Origin of the sequence: Psychrobacter sp. UBA2769 (genome assembly GCF_002352555.1) — a bacterium.
GTDB lineage: Bacteria > Pseudomonadota > Gammaproteobacteria > Pseudomonadales > Moraxellaceae > Psychrobacter > Psychrobacter maritimus.
Genome location: NZ_DEIR01000014.1, coordinates 91,841 through 108,206, shown reverse-complemented (window position 1 = coordinate 108,206; position 16,366 = coordinate 91,841). Strand labels below are relative to the sequence as shown.

The 16,366-nt window shown below is 43.8% G+C and carries 10 protein-coding genes; 7 read left to right on the top strand and 3 right to left on the bottom strand.

The annotated features are described in order from the left end of the window. Positions 1-7: 7 nt before the first annotated feature. Entirely contained in the window at positions 8-3,601 is a 3,594-nt protein-coding gene (locus tag B3Q63_RS06070) for an autotransporter assembly complex protein TamA (RefSeq protein ID WP_296174889.1), read from the bottom strand. 324 nt (positions 3,602-3,925) lie between these two features. Between B3Q63_RS06070 and B3Q63_RS06065 the strand changes: the two genes are divergently transcribed. The 7 genes from B3Q63_RS06065 (at position 3,926) to B3Q63_RS13090 (ending at position 14,029) form a co-directional block, all read left to right on the top strand. Next, positions 3,926-5,266, top strand: a complete 1,341-nt coding sequence (locus B3Q63_RS06065) for an MFS transporter (protein ID WP_296174886.1) — start codon at positions 3,926-3,928, stop codon at positions 5,264-5,266. A 259-nt stretch (positions 5,267-5,525) separates the two neighbouring features. Next, positions 5,526-6,164: a 2-polyprenyl-3-methyl-6-methoxy-1,4-benzoquinone monooxygenase gene (coq7, locus tag B3Q63_RS06060; RefSeq protein WP_265089279.1), complete on the top strand. Its 639-nt coding sequence runs from the start codon at positions 5,526-5,528 to the stop codon at positions 6,162-6,164. Between the two features lie 260 nt (positions 6,165-6,424). Next, entirely contained in the window at positions 6,425-7,603 is a 1,179-nt protein-coding gene (locus tag B3Q63_RS06055) for a tetratricopeptide repeat protein (protein WP_296174883.1), read from the top strand. A gap of 492 nt (positions 7,604-8,095) precedes the next feature. Next, positions 8,096-10,660 carry an esterase/lipase family protein gene (locus B3Q63_RS06050; RefSeq protein WP_296174880.1) on the top strand — a complete coding sequence of 855 codons (2,565 nt, stop codon included), beginning with the start codon at positions 8,096-8,098 and terminating at the stop codon, positions 10,658-10,660. A gap of 627 nt (positions 10,661-11,287) precedes the next feature. Further along, positions 11,288-12,793 (top strand): cytochrome ubiquinol oxidase subunit I, encoded by a 1,506-nt coding sequence (locus B3Q63_RS06045; protein WP_414706317.1) that lies wholly within the window; start codon positions 11,288-11,290, stop codon positions 12,791-12,793. Then, entirely contained in the window at positions 12,793-13,809 is a 1,017-nt protein-coding gene (cydB, locus tag B3Q63_RS06040) for a cytochrome d ubiquinol oxidase subunit II (protein ID WP_201565654.1), read from the top strand. Before B3Q63_RS06045 ends, cydB begins: the two co-directional genes overlap by 1 nt. 103 nt (positions 13,810-13,912) lie before the next feature. Beyond that, positions 13,913-14,029, top strand: coding sequence for a DUF2474 domain-containing protein (locus B3Q63_RS13090; RefSeq protein ID WP_372829867.1), 117 nt, complete (start codon positions 13,913-13,915; stop codon positions 14,027-14,029). Between the two features lie 109 nt (positions 14,030-14,138). Here the strand turns inward: B3Q63_RS13090 and murU are convergent, their stop codons facing one another. Beyond that, complete coding sequence (gene murU, locus B3Q63_RS06035; RefSeq protein ID WP_296174877.1) at positions 14,139-14,867, bottom strand: N-acetylmuramate alpha-1-phosphate uridylyltransferase MurU; 729 nt, start codon at positions 14,865-14,867, stop codon at positions 14,139-14,141. 112 nt (positions 14,868-14,979) lie between these two features. Further along, positions 14,980-16,089 carry an aminoglycoside phosphotransferase family protein gene (locus B3Q63_RS06030; protein WP_414706316.1) on the bottom strand — a complete coding sequence of 370 codons (1,110 nt, stop codon included), beginning with the start codon at positions 16,087-16,089 and terminating at the stop codon, positions 14,980-14,982. Positions 16,090-16,366: the final 277 nt, after the last annotated feature.

Below are 16,366 nucleotides of genomic sequence, written 5' to 3'. Positions count from 1 at the left end.
TTACTGTTTATAAAGGCGAGCCGATAAAGAGATGCAGTCGCACCGGAATACTCTCCTCCGTCACACCAGCCGCCACATCGACACGTACCACACCAACTGGTGATGCCCAGCGGATACCGACACCGACGCCAACTTTGGTATCTGTCTCAAAATCTTTATCATAAGCATTACCGACATCGGTGAAAAACGCCCCACGGAAACCCGGTTTAAACTCATAATTATATTCGGCGCTACCGACGGCTAGGATTTGTCCGCCTGTCAGATAGCCTTTATCAATCGGTGATAAGCTCTCGTAATCATAACCACGAATACTTTGGTCGCCACCGGCAAAGAAGCGCAGTTTATAGGGCACTTCATAAAAATCATCGGCCCAAATATAACCAGTATTTAAGCTGCCTAGAATTTGGTGTTTATCATCAGTTCCAAAGCTATAAAGACCGCTCACGCCCGCGCGTAGTATCGCTAAATCGGTATCACTTAATGCACTTTCTGAACCAGCTTCAAGCGAATAATACTGACGGAACCCGCGCGTAGGATTGGCAGCGTTATCGACATCAGTCTTACTCATACCATAACCGAACAACAAGGCTTGCTGCGTAGGTTTAGACGAGGTAAAGCGTACCGGAAGATTGTCCAACTCGGCCTCATCAATGCCCGTCGCTAGCTCATCTAAACGATAGCGCACAGAGTAGCTACGATCCCAGCCGTTTTCACGGCGGATATTTCGCGCTAGTCCCGCTTTTAAGGTTCTGGTAGACAAATCAAAGTTGCCTTCGCCTTGGTCGATGACCTCTTCTTCATAGGTCAAACGTGCATCTAGCTTGTCATTTAACGGATGCTTCCATGGTCGGCTGGCATAAAGGGCGACATTTTTTGTGATTCGTGAGACTTCGGCCTCTGCCCCTGCTTGATAACCTTTACGATTGAGCAAATTATAATCTATCTTGGCGGTTGCACGTACGCCCGTATCGGTACCATAACCAATACCGACTTGGGCATCGCGTGGTTTATTGGCAGAAACAAAGACATACAGCGGTACTTTTTTATTTTCTAACACTTCTTGCGGGGTTTTACGTCCGGCAAGTGTCGGTGGGACAAAGTTTTCATCAGCAAGGATACTTTTTTCATCAGGGAATATCTTTTGCGCAATATTACTAATAGAGTCACTGATTTTACCCAAAATACTATTGGTTGCTTGGTCTTTTTCGTCCAATACCCGATCGCTTGGCAGTCGGCTTAAACGTTCAGCTTTTTGTTTAATGGCTTGCAGTTTATCCAGTGTTTCTTCATCAGCTTTAAACTCAATAGCAGCGATGTCAGCTGGATTGACAGTTTCGCCACTATTGGCGTAGCGCTCACCCTCATTTTGGCTATTGTTATCGCTATATTGCTCAGTATCACTGACATAAGAGACATTATCAATAGCGTCAGTATTATTATCAGCAATATTGGCATTAGGGGAATTATCAAACGCCAAGGTACTGCTTTCAGTACGTTCATCGGGTGGCAAAATCGACTCGACGTTGACGGTATTGAAGTAACGGGTCGCCGATAAATCATTACTAAACTTAGTCACTGCAGGACGATAAAAAGGGTCGCCCGCTTTAAAGCCAAGCAGCTGATGCAATAAGGACAATTCCACCGGCAGTTTTTCCGGGTCACGCGTCAACGTACCCGACTCTTGATCATAAGTAAAAAACACCACTTCATCAAATTCATAGCGCTCGCCGGTATTGTAGACCAGCGACACATCGGCCGTATTGTCCGGCAAGATAATATCGACCGATTTATTTAGCCAATATTGATCAAAGTAACCATAGGTATTACTGAGCGACTCAAGTGCTGCTTTACTGTCTTTATAAACGCGGTGATTAAAGATATCGCCTTCTTTTGGTGGCAAGTCTTTCTCAAGCTCGGCAAACTCTGCTTGCTCGCTACCTTCGCCGCGGATATCGACAATGCGGCTATCAACGCGTACTGGCTCGCCCAACTTCTCAATGATAACGTCAATAGTATCGCTATTGGTTTGGCGTAAACGTAACGTTACTTCATAGTAACCAACGGCTTTTGCCGCATCTAATGCCGTTTGGCGTAAACGCGGTAGCGCAGCGGTAAAATCAACCACAGACTGAACGGTAGTGTCATCGAGCGCAGCTTTGATATTCTTAAAGGGTTGAATATCATCATCCGCTTTGGTCAGTTTTGGCGTAGTATTTGGGGTACTGTTTGCAGTATTGTCTTCAGTATTGTCTTCAGTATTACTATTTAAATTGTCCGCCGTGGCTTGTTGCAAATAAATCGTTGTTTCGACATGCGGTAATGCTATCGCGCCCTCATTAAAGAAGCGATTATAAAGACGCTTAACGATATTGCCTTTTTTATTGCGTGCCTTCGGTTTGGGTTTTGCCGCTTGCTCGATACTTTCTTTTACTGCATCAATATCATTTTCATAATTAGGCAAATAATCATCAGGATTAATGCTACCTGACTGGGCGTTTTCTATATTAATGGCATCATTACTATCTTCTAAAGCATCATTCACTAAAATAGCGTTATCCACTTCTGCATCGATAGTGCCGCTACTGACAGAATCACTGACATTAATAGGACGTGACATCACATCATTAGTATCGTCAGTTTCTGCCTGTTTAGCAGCAGCCGTCTCACTTTTACCTGCCGTCTCACTTCTACCTAAGGTGTCAAGATTGCTTGGTGCTGGCAGGGTAGTCGCATCCAAGCCAACGTCCAGACCAATCGGTGGCGTCGTATCATTTAACGTCGCCACTGGCGCATCGAATCCATCCAATCTATCAAAGTCGCTATCATTATGACGTATGCCATCGATGTTATTCACGCCAGCGCTACTATTAAGGCTGTCAATATCTTGGGCATTCTGCCTATCCATTGCCGCCAATTCACGGTCAATCTCTGCAGGCGTCATCATCTGATAGCCTTGCTGCTGCACGCTATTGACTTGCTGCTCTAAGTTTTCATTGCTATCAAATGCTTGGTTGTTACCTAGATTATCCAAGCCCTCACCAATGTTGTTAGCAATGTTATTAGCAAAGTCATTAACACTATCGATATCATTATTTGATAACTGCGAGTTATCCGTGTTATTTGTTTGCGTGCTAGGGTTTTTCTTAGCGTCAGTTTCTGATTTTTTTGCATTAGGCTTTTTGATACCTAGGTTTTGCTCGCTATAATCATCCAATACCGATTGATCGATAATACCTTGTTCGACGGCCTTTTTTAGGCGCAAGGCATCTAAAGCGATATCAAGCTGGCTATCTTCATACGCATCATCTTCGATATTTTTAATAACTTGGCTACTGCTTGGATTATTGGCAGTACTAGTGTTTAAATCGGTAGCGGCAAAGGCGGCAGGTGCCATACCAACGCTCACGCCAAAACCAACCAAGCTTGTGGTCAACGCACTAAAAATTGCCGTCCGCGTAAAGTAAACGCGCGGATTACCGTTACGATGAATGTGATTAACGCAACTAAGATGAGCAAGCTTAACGGAGTGCGGCGGCATGTCTGACGTATCACGCGGCATAACCGATAAGTGGCGCGCTAGAGTTGAAGGCTGATGTTTCATATTTAGTTCCTATCACCTCACGCGGCACAAGGTTACGGTCGATTACAATCGCCCCATTTTACCGGTGAATAAACGTAGAGCAGTTAACTGAGATTATGGGTTTGGTCGGCTAAAATTTACAAATCATAACTTAGTTAATTATCAAATCATAGCATCGGGCGCATGTATTTTTACCAAACCCTTGCTATTATACGGCTTAACATTGATAAAACCTATGCTATATTTCGATAAGTTTTTGATACTGTTGATAATTGTTTATATATCAATCACTGCATTTTACCTTGTTCTCACTATACTAGCTGCGACCCATCTGTAGGAATTTTCATGGCCAATCAGTTTCAATTATTTAAGCGCCGCCGTTTTAGCGCCATGTTTTTCACCCAGTTTTTGGGCGCGTTCAATGACAATATCTTTAAGCAAGCGCTGATATTGGTGCTGACCTATACCGCTGCCAGTCAGCTGGGCATGGAAGTCAGTATCTTAAATAACTTAGCGGCGATGTTGTTTATTTTGCCGTATTTTTTATTTTCAGCCTTGGCAGGTCAAATCGCCGATAAGTTTGAAAAATCAAAACTGACGCGATTGATTAAATTGCTTGAGATATCCATCATGATCATTGCCGCCGTAGGCTTTGTCTTTGAATGGTATGCGCTATTATTTGTGGCGCTGTTTTTGATGGGGACACAATCGACGTTTTTTGGTCCGATTAAGTATGCCTATTTGCCGCAAGCGATGAAAGAAGATGAGCTGGTCGGTGCCAATGGTTTGTTCCAAATGGGCACCTCGCTTGCCATCTTGCTCGGTATGATTATCGCTGGGGTATTGACCCAGATAACACAGCCGCTATTTTGGATCAGTGTCACTGTGCTATTTGTAGCGGCGATAGGTTATTTTGCCGCCCGTTTTATTCCAACCATGCCAGCGATGCAGCCTGATCTAAAGATTAACTGGAACATCTTTACCACCAGCATGGCGACGGTGCGCTATTTATACTCCTTGCCTTTTTTATTCTTTGTCATACTTGGTAATAGCTGGTTTTGGTTTTATGGGGCGACGTTTTTGACCCAAACCCCTGAGTTCAGCAAAGTCATTTTGCATGGCGATGAGTCAGTGGTTATTTTCCTATTGACGCTATTCTCGGTTGGCGTATCGATTGGTTCGCTGCTGTGTAAATCATTGACCAAAAACCAAGTCAGTCTGCGCTTATTACCCTTTGGTATCGCTGGTCTTAGTATATTTGCGATTGATTTATATTTTTCTTTATCAGGGTTAAATATTGATGTTAATACCGAAGCACTATTTGGTATTAGTGATTTATGGGGTATGAGCGGTAGCTGGCGTGTGTTTGCCGACCTGTTCTTTTTGGGCTTTAGTGGCGGCTTATATATCGTGCCTTTATATGCCTCTATGCAGGCTTATGCGCCAAAAAGCCATCGTGCACGCATCGTCGGTGCCAATAATATCTTTAACGCCATCTTTATGGTCAGCTCGGCGATTTTTTCGATTGTGGTGTTAAATGCGTTAGGCCTGACCCTACCGCAATTGTTCTTAGTCACCGGTATATTAAATCTTGTCTTTGGGGTGTTTTTATACCTGAAGCTTAATAAACATATTAAGCAAGCGGTCATCCAAACCCATGATGACGAACGTAATCGACAAGATTAAAGATGTTGGCAATATGAGCTAATAGCCCTGCGAATAGATATGATAAATGAATCGTTAAGCCATTAATTTTGCTGCCGACATTCTATATTGTTTGTTATAGTTGTTTGCTATAGTAAGGCTTATCAGCAAATCAGGCAGCTTACAAACAGTGCTTGCTATACGCTTAAACGTGCTGTCGTAAGAAAAATGTAGATAGCTAAAACCTGTTAATCGTAAATATATTTATAATAAACACAGCCATCAGGAGTGAACCATGGCCCTGCGTCCCTTATCAAAAATTGATCAGCTATTACTTGGGGTGGACAAGGCATTGCGAGCGGTCGTGCCGCATTCAAATCCTAGCACCCGCCCCCTGCCCGTGAGTAGTGATGAGATTCCTGAGCTCAGTATTACTGAGGCGCGTCATGTCGCAGGATTGATGCGTATCAACCATACTGGCGAAGTATGCGCTCAAGGGCTGTATCACGGGCAAGCGTTTGCGGCAAAGGACGATAACGTCAAGCAAGCGATGCAACAGTCGGCTGAAGAAGAAGTCGATCATCTGGTATGGTGCGAGACCCGTTTGGATGAGCTTGGCAGCCACCCTAGTATTTTTACGCCATTATGGTATGGCATGTCTTTCGGGCTTGGCGCGGTAGCAGGTGCTATCTCCAATGAGTTTAGTTTGGGCTTTGTCGCAGAAACTGAAGCACAAGTCAGCGAGCATTTGCAAGACCATATTGGGCAATTACCACCACAAGATAAACGTTCAAGAGAAATACTGGCGCAAATGGACATTGAGGAATTGCACCATCGCGAGTTAGCACTGGCCAATGGCGGCGCGGCATTGTCGCCACCGGTACGTCATAGCATGCGCTGGATGGCCAATCGCATGAAAGCCACCGCTTATCATCTATAACCGTTTATCCTCTATAATAAGCACTAGCATATAGCCACTATTATATTAGGATAAGTCTTTGCGATAACAGCTAGCGATAACGGGTTATTATTCATTTTTAACAATCCTACTACTGTTAGCACTCAGATTAATTTGCTAGGGTATGAAAAATTTGTACGATTTTACGGAATACTAAAACATAACCACTAATCAACGGATGGATTGATAACTAACGATTCAGCAAACAAAATGATTATTAAATAAATAAGGTAACTATTTTTATGAAAGCGATTAACCACCCTACTACCTCTCACAAAGCGCCGAAGTTTGCGACTTTAACTGCATTAGCCGCTGCCTGTGCCATGATGCTATCTCCCCCTGTTCATGCAGCAGAAGCTGATACCGCAGCAGCTGCCTCTACTAGTACCGCAGTACCTAGCGCAATCGATTCTACTAAACGTGTGATTCGCTTAGCCAAGCCGAATACTGCTGTCAGTACAGCTCAAGCTGACGCGCAAATGAATACTGAGACTCCAACTAACATTCAGCAGAATAGCATTCAACCAAATAACGTGGCGCAACCAACGTTTACTCAAGGCAACAATGCGCAACAAAGCAATGTTCAACAGGCTAACGCCCAACCAAACCGTGCGCCTTTAAATACCACTAACATGGCTCAGCCACCAGCCGTACCAGCACCAAACGCCCCTGAACTGACAGGCACCACACGTGTTTATGAGCGTGGACCAATGACTGCAACGGGTATCGATTTACGTAGCGGTCAGCTGCCAAACATCCCAGCACCGCAAGTCAATATCTCAGATATTAGCTTTGTGCCGACCGTGCTAATACCGCAGCAGCAAGGACTTGGTACCGATAAGCTGGACGTCAGCTTACTCGATGACTTTATTAAAGAGGTGTCGCCAAATGCGCGCCATTATCCGCCAAACTTCCCTAACCGCACCCAACGTCATAACGCCCGTGAAAAAATCAAAGTCATGACCGAATGGATTGAGCCGTATGCCAAAGCGCCAAATGCTTCCTATGACGTCTTGATTCGTGCAGCCAAGCTCAATGGCATGGGACGCAACTTAGACTTAGGCTCAGAGTACACAGTACGCGGCGGGCAATATGTCGACCGTGCGATTAAACTGAAACCTAATAGTGGTGAAGCCAATTTCATCTATGGCATGATGCTCTCAGAAGGCGGCGGCTTTAAAGAAGGTCAAAAATATCTCGATCAAGCGGTCAGCCTAGGCTATACCGAAGCCGAACAAAGCTTGGCGCAATCTGACGTATTAAGTGATCGCCGCGATAAAGCCTTAGAGCGTTTGCGCCGTTTAGCACAACAAGTGCCTGACAACGCGGTGATTCGCCAACAAATCAAACTTATCGAAGATGGTAAGTTCTATATTTGGGATATCCCTGCACCAGATGTAAATATTAAACCAAGTACTTAATAAAGTGTTGTTTAAGTATTGATAGTTTACATATCAAGCAAAGTAACATTCATTACTAAAAATCGCGCTTAAATCCTCGTTATCAATAATTTGAGCGCGCAACTCTAGCGTCTTTGTTTTATATTGCTATGATGGCAGTATAAAATAAAGACGCTTTTTTTCGTCTAATACAAACGCTAAGCTAACTATTACTAGATTATTTACGGATTTATTTATTCGCTAAGCACGCGCCTTGCACCGAACTGGCAATTTTTATGTTTTAACCTATGCTATTTTTTTCAAACACTTAGTTAAATATTAAATTCCAAACGCTTTTATTTGAGCCCCACAATGCGGCATTAAAAACCGACAGTATTTTGCGATATTTGAATATAAGCCATCAAATACGATAGGCGCAGCACAAAAGTTACGCTACACTCATGCTGATATATGAATGAGTGATTTGTCATTTATTCATGATGCATTCCTGACTATTATTCACTGGAATTACCTATGATTTTCGCTGACCCTGCCAATGCGGCACTGACGCCAACCTCTAAAAATAAAAAACCTATTGCCCTATTGGCGGTAGTTGCAGCAATGGCAATATTGCCCGCTTGTAGTACTATTTCTGTCAATAAACAGGCGTCGGCCAAGACCATTTCTGCTCAGCGCGGCAACATCGTCACCGATAAAAAACTCAGTAGTGATACGGCCTCGGCTTTATTGTCAGCAGGGCTCAACGAGCAAGCTTGTATGCATCAGTTTGATCTGTGCTTAACGCAGCTTACGGACAGCATGCTCAATGAGCACTATCGTCCCGCATTGGCGGTATTTGCCGAATTGCATTATGCCAAAGCACGCCAGCTTGCAGCATCCAAAGACTGCCGCAATGCCCTTGCCCGCCCACCACTTGACCCTTACTATGCCAACGCCCCTTTAAGCGATGATGATGCCAAGGCACAGCAAAAAAGAACCGATAGCTGCTTGGTTGGTTATCAAGGCAGGCTTTTTGATGCCATCAAATCCAGTTATACCTATTTATTTTATGACAGCCTAGAACATGACTTTGAAGGCGCGGATAAAGAGATCGCTCGGTCACAGGCGAAAAGCCGTATCCCAAGCGATGTGGATATCCAAACCCAAGATATTTATAACGCCGCCAGTAACGATGTCATCACCCAGCTCTATCAGTCGGCTGACGGCAGCAATAAAATGATGGGCAATACCAAAACAGAATATTTACCAACCACAGCAAGTAGCCGTCATAACAGCGAGCAAGCCGCGATTGCCAATCGTACCGCCGTAACCGGTCAGCCAACCGATCAAATCAAAGTCATGAAAATGCAAATAGACGACTATAATCTCAATGTCTATTTGCCCAATGAAAATAACTATCTAAAAAACGCCAATCAACAAACCTCTGCCTTAGCGGATTTGGTCTCGACCTACGAGCTGCGCCTCTCCGGATTGAACTCCATTAGTAAACGCCCAGGTTTGGGTATCAGCTTGGTCGCCTCACTAGATGATCGCTATACCACCACCATTCGCCAACTATTGGTGTCCTCGTTGTCAGGCAGGCTCAATCAAGAAGCCAGCCCTCAAAAAGCCCGTAATGGTAATGCAGATGACAGCGCAAAGGATGATTTAGTAAAGGACAACTTAGCAAAGGCAAATGTAGACAGCGATGATGCCAGCACACGCATTTATCCAACCGGACATTTACTGATGACCGGTTTGATTAAGCCTGCTGGTGATAGCGTGCTCGATACCTTGAGCAGCAAGCAGCTCGATATTCATCTATATAACCCGTACCGCAGTGAGAGCGCCAATATCTTGGGCGATGACTATCCGCTTGCCGCCAACTTTTCGGCAGGGTACGGCTTATGGCTGGCAGAAAATCAGCTCGATGGCGTCGGTTATTTAAACCTGATTACCCGCCAAAAAGAAGCCAGCTTACCAAAACTCTTTATGTTAGAGCCTTATGACCCTGATAAGCGTGTCATCATTATGCTACATGGTTTGGCATCAAGCCCAGCAACGTGGGTCAATTTGACCAACGATATTTTTAATGACGATAAATTGCGTAATAATTATCAAGTCTGGCAAATTTTTTATCCAACCAACTTGCCTATACTAGAAAATCGTTACCAAATCCAAAAGCTCATCAATGCAACTTATGAGCAAACAGACCCTAAAGGGCAAAATATTGCTAGCAAAAATAGCGTCATTATTAGCCATAGTATGGGCGGTATCATTGCCCGTATGATGCTTTCTGATGAGAACTTGGTCGATGACTTGGACAGACTGGACGACCAAAATGTCCTGTCAATGAATGAGAAGCGCAAAATACGTGACGCGCTGAAAGAATCATTTGGCCAACAGCAGCTACGAGAGCGTTTTGAGCTAAAAGCCTTACCGCAAGTCGATACAGCAGTATTTTTATCGTCGCCTTTTCGCGGTACCGATTATGCCGACCGTTGGTTTACCCGTGCGCTACGCCGCATTGTTTATTTGCCCGTTGGTTTGGTAAAAACAGTCACTGATAACTTAGCAACGCTTGCTATTCAAGGCGACTTGGCACAAAACCCGCTCGGTGCGCTATATCTACAAAATGGCGCCAGTCAATTAAGCGACAAATCTTCTTTTATTCAATTAACCAAAGACATCAGTATCAATAAGCGCATCACCTATCATTCAATCATCGCCAATAACGATGCCGATATCACCAAAGGCTTGGCAGAAATGCAACCCGCCGGCGCCAAGCTCGATTTATCGCATGAGATAGCAGAAGATGACGACAGTTTAACTAGAACTATCGATACCGATAATACTAATGAGTTAGCATCTGATGAAGATAAATTACCAAGCAAGCCGCTCATTGCGGCAGTGACGGTCGATGGTGAGATTGGGCAAGCCTTAACAGAGCGCTTATCAGACGGTATCGTACCTTATACCAGTGCGCATCTTGATGGTGCAGCGTCGGAGACGGTGATTAATGGTGGTCATAGCATTCAAGAAAACCCACAAACCATTTTAACCTTACGCCGTATTTTGCATCAACAATTACAGCAATAAAACACAGTATTAGGACATGAATATGGTTTTACTATTAGCTAGGCGCCCACACCTAGCTAATAGCACACACCCTCAACTTTTTATTACTCCTAAAAAGGTAAACGCCTATTGTTAAAACATGTATTTTCATATTACTGTTATGTATATATTGATAACAATATTTAAACAATGACTGTTATTTGAAATTTATTTGACTAACATTGTAAATACTTTATGACTAATAGGTGTGCGATAACCATATTGTGCAACTTGCGTGTACGAATGGGCGGGCGCATAATACTTAAGTACCAAATATCAGCAATACCGTCATTTGATGAATATTTAATAATTTGTAAGGATATGAATTATTTACTTTAGCTAAATAGTAACTATTTAGTAATTATAAACTAGTAGTTATAAAGATATAGCAGCGATTACTGCTTAGATGACTGATTAGTAGTTACTAGAGCCTAGCCGTTATTGACGCTATGTTAGCCAAAGGTTTTGTCTTAACCACATTTGCCGCTAAATAATACTTAGCCATTGCCCGTAATAATGAGCGCCCTGATTGATGGACGGTTACGGACAGTTACTTGAGCGTATCATGGAAGCCAGCGCTATTCAGCTAACAGATAAGGGTAACCGTTTATGTTTGCTACATTTATGATTGATCAACTTGATGCGTTGATGCTCGCGCGTATCCAATTTGCCTTCGTTATCTCATGGCATATTGTTTTCCCCGCTTTTTCTATTGGACTTGCCAGCTGGCTGACGGTGCTTGAGTATCGTTGGCTGAAAACCGGTGAGCCTATTTATGCCGAAGTTTATAAACACTGGGTAAAAATATTTGCCGTGGTGTTCGGTATGGGTGTGGTTTCGGGCGTGGTAATGTCCTATCAGTTCGGTACCAACTGGGCGGTGTTTTCAGACAGAGCCGGTAATATCCTAGGTCCGCTACTCGCCTATGAAGTATTGACAGCGTTTTTCTTAGAAGCCTCTTTCTTAGGCATTATGCTATTTGGTTGGGGACGGGTAAGTAAGCGTATGCACCTTGCCTCAACCGCCATCGTCGCTATCGGTACGATGATATCAGGATTTTGGATTTTGGCCGCCAACAGCTTCATGCAAACGCCGCAAGGCTTTTTGATGGGCGCTGATGGGCTGCTATATCCAACCAATTGGCTTGAGATTATCTTTAACCCATCATTCCCTTACCGCTATGCGCATATGATGACGGCAGCATTTTTGACCACCGCCTTTGTGATTGGTGGTATTGGTGCTTATTATCTACAGTCCAGAAAACATGCTGAACATCGACAACACGGTCGCGTCATGCTAGGCATGGCGATGATTATGGCGATATTTGTCGCACCAGCACAGGTACTGATTGGTGATATGCATGGTCTAAACACTTTAGAACATCAGCCAGCTAAAGTAGCGGCGATGGAAGGTCTGTGGGAAAACGAGCGCGGTGCGCCTCTTGTCTTATTTGGCATCCCAGATCAAAAAGCGGAAAAAAACCATTACGAAATTAAAATCCCCTATGCCTCAGGTTTAATTTTAACGCACTCATTAGACGGTGAAGTTAAAGGACTTAAGAACTGGGCACCAGAAGATCGACCTTACGTTCCTATTGTTTTTTGGTCGTTCCGTATCATGGTTGCTATCGGCATGTTGATGTTGCTCGTCGGTCTGTTTAGTCTTTATAAGTACTTTAAAAAACAACAGTTCAACCCTGAGAGTAAGCTATTTCACCGAGCATGGATGATGATGACACCACTTGGTTTTATCGCGCTACTTGCTGGCTGGTTTGTGACCGAAACGGGTCGTCAGCCATGGACAGTATATGGTGTCATTCGTACCGCTGAAAGTATGTCACCGGTTGCGGCGCAGCAAGTTGCGACAACCTTGATTGGCTTTATCGTGCTATATGTCTTTGTCTTTGGGGCGGGCAGTTTTTATATCCTACGTCTGATTGCCCAAGGACCAAAACCGTACGAAGATCCGTCGGAAGATCAATTCTATGAGCATTCTGTCACTGAAGGACAAGGTCGTACCTTGAGCGGTGATAAGCAGGCGGCTGATAAAACCAAAGGGCGTGAAGGCGACTTGGATAAACCTGCTGACGATGTCGATGATGGAGGGTTACGCTAATGTTTAACTATGGTGATGTATTAGATTTACCCTTAATTTGGGGCGGCTTAATTGCTCTATCTGTGTTTATTTATGTCTTGCTTGATGGCTTTGACTTGGGCTGCGGTATTCTGTTTCCATTTGCGGGCTCCGATAAAAACCGCAGCCGCATGATGAACTCTATCGCCCCTTTTTGGGATGGTAATGAGACGTGGCTAGTGCTCGGCGGAGGTGGTTTATTCGCCGCCTTCCCTGTCGCTTATGGCATCATTATGACCGGTCTTTATTTGCCCGTCATCTTTATGTTATTTGGTCTGATTATGCGCGGCGTGGCGTTTGAGTTCCGCTTTAAAGCCACCTCGCACCGCTATGTGTGGGATAGTTTCTTCTTTATCGGCTCTGTCGTGGCGACTTTTGCCCAAGGTATTATGCTTGGGGCATTGGTACAAGGTTTAGAAGCCAGTAATCGTTTATATACCGGTGGTCCTTTTGATTGGTTCTCACCTTTCTCAATTATGTGTGGCTTTGCCCTATTAATTGGCTATGCTTTATTGGGCTCTACGTGGTTGATTATTAAAACCGAACATACCCTACAAGTATGGGCACGTAAAGTCTCAGGCTGGCTGCTCTCTGCTTTAATTGTGGCGATGATTGCGGTAACGGTATTTATGTATTTCTCAGGGATTGATGCGCTTGAAGGCTGGTTTAGTTTCCCAGGTCTGCTGTATCTTGCTCCGATGCCAATTATCGTGGTGCTGTTATTTTTCTTGATGCGTAAAGATCTGACCAGCGAACGTGAATATCGTCCGTTCTTATTGACTGTCGCACTATTTTTGATGGGCTATATCGGGGTTTGTTTTGCCATATTCCCGTATATCGTACCGTATCAGATGACCATCTATGAAGCTGCTGCTGCCGATACTTCGCTATCCTTTATGCTCATCGGTGCCGGTATTATGCTGCCAATCATTTTGAGCTACACCGCTTTTGCTTATTATACCTTTAAGGGCAAAACTGACCATGAGCATATGTATTAAAGCAGAATAGCCTTGGCTATTATCTATTGCACATAATGGATAATAGCTGTGCTTGGCTCAATGAGCTTAAGAATACGTTATAGGAGATTACGGAGAAATAGTTATGAAAAAGCTCAGTAAAAAACAGTCACAATGGGCATGGTTTATTGGCTTATATGTGGCGGGGTTTTTGGTTATCTTTACCATTGCACAGTTAATTAAACTGGCAATGGGTGTTTAAAACTTATCCTTATACCTACATTCCTATATCCATAAAAAAGCAGGGCTGAATATTATAATATTCAGCCCTGCTTTTTTATTTGCTTGAATCTTAACTGTCGTAGAACAGTTTATGCGCCGCGATGATCATCGACGCCGTGAGTTTCGATAAATTCGTTCACTTGCATTAGGCGTTCAGGCGTACCAACATCTATCCAATTGTCTTTAATTACTTCAGCGGTAATTTGAAATTTTAGCATTGCTTGCTTTAGCAGTGGTGCAAGTGGCGCTGGCTGCCCTGAGACCAGCCCATCGACCAGTCTAGCTGATACCACGCTGATACCCGCAAAAGTATATTTGTCGGCATCAGCAATCGGCTGCTCGATTGCCAGTCCATTATTGATCGCGAAATCACCACCATTGTTATGCTCAGGATTGTCAATCAACAATAAATGAGCCAATTGGTCAGGCCCCAGCGTATAGTCCTGCAACTGAGCAAAATCATAGGTCGTCCAAACATCAGAGTTGACTAAGATAAAGGGCGCATCTTGCAGCTTGCCTGTTTGTAGCGCGTTAAAAATCCCGCCAGCCGTCTCAAGCGGCTCATCATCTTCAACCGACCAATGGAGCTTGACGCCATATTCGGCTCCATCGCCCAGTGCCTGCATCAGCTTATCCGCAAGCCATGACGCATTAATAGTAATATCAGTAATGCCAGCAGCTTGTAGCGCTTTAATATGCCAGACAATCAGTGGTTGCCCGCCGACTTCAACCAAAGGCTTTGGCGTCTCAAGTGTTAGCGGACGCAGGCGCGTACCCTTGCCAGCCGCCAAAATCATTGCTTGCGTTATTACCGACATACGCGCTCCTTATTGTTGGCTGTCTATTGTTAATTATTGACTTTTAAACACTATAAAGGCGGTTAATGTTTTAACCACTTTTACTTTATTAATGCTATTTAGATGTATTTATTTAGATATATTGTTGCACAAATTTACTTTGATAAGCAGGCAAGATAATCTCTCGCAACCATTCATTAAACGGGCCGACTGCCTGCTTCATATCAGGATTACCATATTCTGCCAGCCATTCTAGCTCAAAAATCAAGTCACGCATGACTTTTGGGATATCGGCCAAATAGCGACTCTTTCCATCACGTTCAAATAAACGGATAAAAATACCCAACACTTTTAAATGCCGTTGTACGCCCATGACATTGACATCGTTTTCAAACTGAGCCGCATTATCAGCGGTCACAAGCCCTGCCTGCTTTTGTAATTGCCAACAATCCTGCACCCAACTTGTGATTTGACTCTCCGGCCATTCTACATAGGCATCTCGTACTAACGATACCAAATCATAGGTATACGAGCCTACTACCGCATCTTGGAAATCAATGACGCCTAAGCGCGTATGATCTGCCTGGTCTTGCATAAGGTTGCGACTGTGATAATCACGATGCACTATCACCTGCGGCTGTGCCAAAATCTCAGCTATCAAAACAGCTTTAAGATTTTCCCATAGCGTCTCTTCAAGCTCCACGCCAATATAAGGGATAAACCATTCGCTAAACAAATCCATCTCACGGGTTAAAAGTACCGTATCATAATCTGGCAATTGGTGCTCAGCTTTTGCGGTGGCTACTGGCACTGTTTGCAAGTCAACCAAAGTACGCATCGCCAATTGATAATAATCATTAATCTGTACAGGCGGCGCATCTACTAATAGATGCGCAAACTCTACCGCCCCAAAGTCTTGTAATACCAAAAAGCCTTTTTCTATATCTTGAGCGACCAGCGTTGGGACATTGATTGCCGGTGACATCAGTTTTGCCACATTAATAAACTGCTGCAACGCCTCTTGTTCATCAGCAGAATCCATGACAATATAGCGCGCCGTTTCTACCTCATTATTGTCAAGTAGCTGGATACGGTGATATTGGCGTGCGCTGGCGTCACCGGGCAAACTATCAAGAATGAATGGTTGATTGGCAAATACTTCTTGCAGCCATTGTTCTAATTGCTGCTGGCGAGTAGCGGGTACGCTAGGTTCTAACATAGTTTTATCGGTCATAAAAAACATCGCAGGTTAAATATCAGTCGTAAATGACTAAAGTAGTGATAAGTGGGGCAAATAGTTGTTAAAATAGGAAGCGCTTGGCTTAGCCTAACAACGGCTCTAAGCAAGTTAATTAATGCATCGAGCCATATTATATTACTCAGTATAGATCTAGTCTGTCTATAAGCTACTATCTGAGCTGTCTATTAACAATAGCTCGCCCAGTTATATTTAGCTATATGATAAATTTTGCTAAATAGTGTAGCTGATTTGGTTTTTTTTGACTATGATTAGTCGTCAT

Excerpts from the sequence above, each read along its gene's own strand:
- B3Q63_RS06070 (WP_296174889.1), bottom strand. The coding sequence starts at position 3,601 with ATGAAACATCAGCCTTCAACTCTAGCGCGCCACTTATCGGTTATGCCG.
- B3Q63_RS06065 (WP_296174886.1), top strand. The coding sequence starts at position 3,926 with ATGGCCAATCAGTTTCAATTATTTAAGCGCCGCCGTTTTAGCGCCATG.
- B3Q63_RS06055 (WP_296174883.1), top strand. The coding sequence starts at position 6,425 with ATGAAAGCGATTAACCACCCTACTACCTCTCACAAAGCGCCGAAGTTT.
- B3Q63_RS06050 (WP_296174880.1), top strand. The coding sequence starts at position 8,096 with ATGATTTTCGCTGACCCTGCCAATGCGGCACTGACGCCAACCTCTAAA.
- B3Q63_RS06045 (WP_414706317.1), top strand. The coding sequence starts at position 11,288 with ATGTTTGCTACATTTATGATTGATCAACTTGATGCGTTGATGCTCGCG.
- cydB (WP_201565654.1), top strand. The coding sequence starts at position 12,793 with ATGTTTAACTATGGTGATGTATTAGATTTACCCTTAATTTGGGGCGGC.
- B3Q63_RS13090 (WP_372829867.1), top strand. The coding sequence starts at position 13,913 with ATGAAAAAGCTCAGTAAAAAACAGTCACAATGGGCATGGTTTATTGGC.
- murU (WP_296174877.1), bottom strand. The coding sequence starts at position 14,867 with ATGTCGGTAATAACGCAAGCAATGATTTTGGCGGCTGGCAAGGGTACG.
- B3Q63_RS06030 (WP_414706316.1), bottom strand. The coding sequence starts at position 16,089 with ATGTTTTTTATGACCGATAAAACTATGTTAGAACCTAGCGTACCCGCT.